Raw genomic sequence first — 3,998 nt, 5'->3', positions numbered from 1 at the left:
GGCCGGGCGGGGCACCTGAGCGAGGCAATACGATCGAAGGATGCGGTTTGTCAAAGGCCACGGCACCGAGAACGACTTCGTGATCCTGCCCGACCCGGACGGCGTCCTCGACCTCGCCCCGGAGGCCGTCGCGCGGCTGTGCGACCGGCGCGCCGGGATCGGCGCCGACGGCGTGCTGCGCGTCGTCCGGACGAAGGCGGCGGAACTCGACGCCGACGCGGGCGCCGACGCGGAGTGGTTCATGGACTACCGCAACGCCGACGGCAGCATCGCCGAGATGTGCGGCAACGGGATCCGGGTCTTCGCCCGCTACCTCGTCGACGCCGGCCTGGCCGCGCCCGGCGAGTGGGACGTGGCGACCCGCGCGGGCCTGCGCCGGGTGACGCTCGGCGCGTCCGGCGACGTGAGCGTGGACATGGGCGCGCCGGAGCTCCTCGGCTACGGCGAGGCGTCCCTGGCGGGGGCGGCGTTCCAGGGCCGGCGGGTGTCGGTGGGCAACCCGCACCTGGCGTGCCGCGTGGACGGGCCGGTCGCCGCGCTGGACCTGTCGCGTGCCCCCGGCTTCGACCCGGCCGTGTTCCCCGACGGGGTGAACGTCGAGTTCTTCCGGTCCGTCGGGGAGCGGCACGTGGAGATGCGGGTGTTCGAGCGCGGCTCCGGCGAGACGCGCTCCTGCGGCACCGGGACGGTCGCGGTGGCCGCCGCGGCGGCCCAGGGGACCCCTGGCGCGTCCGAATGGACCGTGGACGTTCCCGGCGGCCGGGTGACCGTCACCCTCGACGGGCGGACCAGCCATCTGCGCGGCCCGGCGGTGCTCGTCGCCGAGGGTGAGACGCGTCCTGGGTGGATCTAGCGGAACCCTTGCCTCACCAGGGGTTGCGGCGGGTCCGGAGTCGTCCCGGCATGAACGGGACAGGTGTCCCTCTCCAACGGGACCCTGAGCCGCATAACTTCTTTCTTGCACACCCTCTGGTGAATGGCCCGTACGGACCGGGATGGGAGCCCCGGGGCCGTACGGAGCCTGAGGGCCGGTGGCGACCTTCTTGGCGGGGGGCGGTCACCGGCCCTCCCACCAGGGTGAGGCCGGAGAACCCCGGGTGAGCGCGCCCCGGGAGAGCGTCAGCGGCCGGCGTCAGGAATGGGCGCCGTTGACCGGCAGCCGGGCCCGGACGAGGGTTCCGCCGTTGGGGCCGGGGCCGACCGTGCAGGATCCGCCCAGTTCCGTAGCGCGTTCTCGCATCGACGACATGCCGACCCCGGAACGAAGCCGGTCGGGCAACCCCACACCGTCATCGCCGATGGTGACGTGCAGATCGCCGTTCAGGCACAGCGTGACCTCGGCGTAGCACGCGTTGGCGTGCCGGTGCACGTTGGTCAGCGCCTCCTGCACGATCCGGTAGGCGGCGACCTCGGCGGCGGCGGACAGTCCTTTGAGGTCGCCTTCCACACGCACGTCGACCGTCGGGCCGTCGCCGGTGGCGACGACGCCGCCGAGCGCCTGGATCGCGCCCTCCAGCCCGAGGTCGTCCAGCGCGGGCGGGCGCAGCCCGTACACCAGGTCGCGGATGTCGCCGATGGTGCGCCCCATGGTGGCGCGCAGCTCCTCCAGGAGCGTGTCCACCGCCTCCGGGTCGGTCTTCAGCGTGATGCGGGCCGCGTCCACCGTCATCGCGAGGCTGGCGAGCGTCGGGCCGAGTCCGTCGTGCAGGTCGCGGCGGAGCCGCCGCCGCTCCTCCTCACGGGTGCGCAGGATGTGCTCGCGGGAGCGCTGTACGTCCGCGGCGAGCCGCGCCGCGTTCGCCAGCTCGGCGAGGTTGCGGGCGAGGATGCCCGACAGCCGCGCGTCCGGGGTGCGGGTGACGCCGAACAGCAGCCGGCCCACCGGCTCCCCGTGCCACACCAGCGGGACGAGCTGCGGCCGCGGGCCGAGCACGCCGTCCTCGGCGGAGATCGTCCGGCCGTCGCGGTCCAGCACCTCGATCACCACGCCGGTCGCGTGCAGCGCGGAGCGGGCCACCTCGGCGGCCGCGGCGAGCGCGGCCCCGGGGTCGGCGGCGGTCTGCAGCCGCCGGTTGAGGGTGTCGGCGATCCGGTACGGGTCGCGCTCGCCGTGGATGACGCCGTCCACCATCCGCTGCAGGCGGCGCCGGACGGGCTCGAACACCGCGCCCGCGACGATCGCGCCGGCCAGCCCGGCGAGGGTGCCCCGGCCGTGCGCGAGCAGGCTCGCCGCGCCGACCAGCGCGAAGTACACGCCCGTGATGACGACCACCAGCCCGGCGTACACCAGCGTCCTGCTGACCACGAGGTCGATGTCGTATAGGCGGTAGCGGGTGATGGCGATCGCGATGCAGATCGGCACGGCGACGATGGTGATGTTGCGCAAGGGATCCCCGATGGGACTGTTCTCGCCGATGTAGATGACCCCTTCGGCGAGGATGCCGGGGTAGACGACCCAGGCGATCTGCCGCCGGACGTCCGGCGGCGACCGGACGAACCGGACGAGCACCGAGAACAGGCCCGCGGCCAGGGTGCCGAGGATGACGGCGCTGATCGGCAGCGGGATGCCGTCGAAGGGGTAGACCGACACGCCGTTGTGCCAGCGGCGCACCCCGGGGTCGATGGTCAGGTGGACGCAGACGACGGCGGGCATGAGGCAGGCGAGCGCGAGCACCGGCCGGTACCGGCGCGACACGAGCCGCCCGTCCGGGAAGATCAGCGGCAGGACCAGCGTCAGCGCGTAGGTGTCGACCGCCCACAGCCACGTCCCGAGCCAGTCGAGGAACCCGGCCGCGGCCCAGTCGTGCCGGTCCGCCCACGGGGCGAGGTTCAGCGTCAGGACGTACAGGGCCGCGCTGAAGCCGGCGCCGACCATGAGCCAGGCGACCTTCAGCCCCGGCCGGTGCCGCAGCAGAACGGCGCCGACGGGCGTCCAGGCGAGCGCGACGAGGATCTCGGGGTGCCACCAGACCATCCGCTCGGCGGACGGGAGCCAGGCGCCGAGGGTCAGGGAGGTGACGACGAACGCGACCGCGGCCAGCGCGAGGAGGACGCCGAGGCGCCCCGCCGCGCGGCCGTGTGCTGCCGTCTCCATCATGCACTCCCCGCCCGAAAGTAATGGAATGTTAAAGCGTCCAGGTCGTGGAGACCCAGGCCGAGAGCCGCATCCGGCCGAATGATCTACCTAGGGGAACCAACAGGGGAGCCCTAACCTACGATGGCGCGCCCTGAGCAGGGAAGATCTGTCCCGGCTTGAGGTGGTCCGCCGAGTTGGGGCGGGAACTGCCTCCCCGCTGCCCGTTCCGCCGTGCGCGCGAGATGCGCCGATGCCGCGACGCCCGGATGTGAGAAGTCGGAAAGTGCAGGTCAGGGCGGTGTTTTGTCGTCCATCTGCGCGTTCTGTGTTCGATGTGTAGCATTCCGTGTTCGTCGGCGGGCGGTGCGGGAGGGGAGTCGGTGGCGGTGTTCGTGCTGCGGCGCGTGGTGAGCCGTGCGGTGCTGGTCGTGTTCGCCGGGAGCCTCGCCTATCTGCTCGCCGCCGCCGTCCTCGATCCGCGGACGGCGTTCCAGGGCCGGACACCGCGCCCGCCCGACGCCGTCATCGATGCCCGGCTCAGCGCGCTGAACCTGAACGACAGGACTCCACTGGCCGACCGCTACCGGACCTGGGCGCGGGGCGTCCTGCAAGGGGACTTCGGCCGGACGCAGGAGGGTGAGCCCGTCAACGCGGAGTTATGGCGGCGGCTTGGTGTCAGCCTCCGCCTGCTGGTTCCCGGCGGGGTCGTGGGTGGCGTGCTGGGGATTCTCGTTGGCGCGTACGCGGCGGCCACGCATGGACGGGTCACCGACAGGGTTGTTACGGGCGGGGTCTGTCTGCTCTTAGCCGTGCCTGTGTTCGTTCTGGCGGTGCTGTTACAGGCGGCTGCCGTGAGGGTGAACGACGTACTGGGCGTGCGGGTGTTCGTGTGGGTGGGGGCTGTCTCTTATTCACATCTCCG

General features: G+C 72.5%; 3 protein-coding genes. 2 read left to right on the top strand and 1 reads right to left on the bottom strand.

Going from position 1 to position 3,998, the window contains the following annotated elements; translation table 11 throughout:
* Positions 1–40 precede the first annotated feature (40 nt).
* Positions 41–853, top strand: coding sequence for a diaminopimelate epimerase (gene dapF, locus ETD96_RS42140; protein ID WP_138642075.1), 813 nt, complete (start codon positions 41–43; stop codon positions 851–853).
* Positions 854–1,132: 279 nt separating this feature from the next.
* Here dapF and ETD96_RS42135 read toward each other — a convergent pair whose 3' ends face one another.
* Positions 1,133–3,094, bottom strand: a complete 1,962-nt coding sequence (locus tag ETD96_RS42135; protein ID WP_138642074.1) for a sensor histidine kinase — start codon at positions 3,092–3,094, stop codon at positions 1,133–1,135.
* A 362-nt stretch (positions 3,095–3,456) separates the two neighbouring features.
* Here ETD96_RS42135 and ETD96_RS42130 point away from each other — a divergent pair.
* On the top strand, positions 3,457–3,998 hold a 542-nt coding region (locus ETD96_RS42130), incomplete at its 3' end, for an ABC transporter permease family protein (RefSeq protein WP_478209504.1).

Source organism: Actinomadura geliboluensis, assembly GCF_005889745.1.
GTDB lineage: Bacteria > Actinomycetota > Actinomycetes > Streptosporangiales > Streptosporangiaceae > Spirillospora > Spirillospora geliboluensis.
The sequence above is the reverse complement of the archived record's forward strand: the minus strand, read 5'-3'. Positions and strand labels throughout refer to the sequence as shown.

Excerpts from the sequence above, each read along its gene's own strand:
- dapF (WP_138642075.1), top strand. The coding sequence starts at position 41 with ATGCGGTTTGTCAAAGGCCACGGCACCGAGAACGACTTCGTGATCCTG.
- ETD96_RS42135 (WP_138642074.1), bottom strand. The coding sequence starts at position 3,094 with ATGGAGACGGCAGCACACGGCCGCGCGGCGGGGCGCCTCGGCGTCCTC.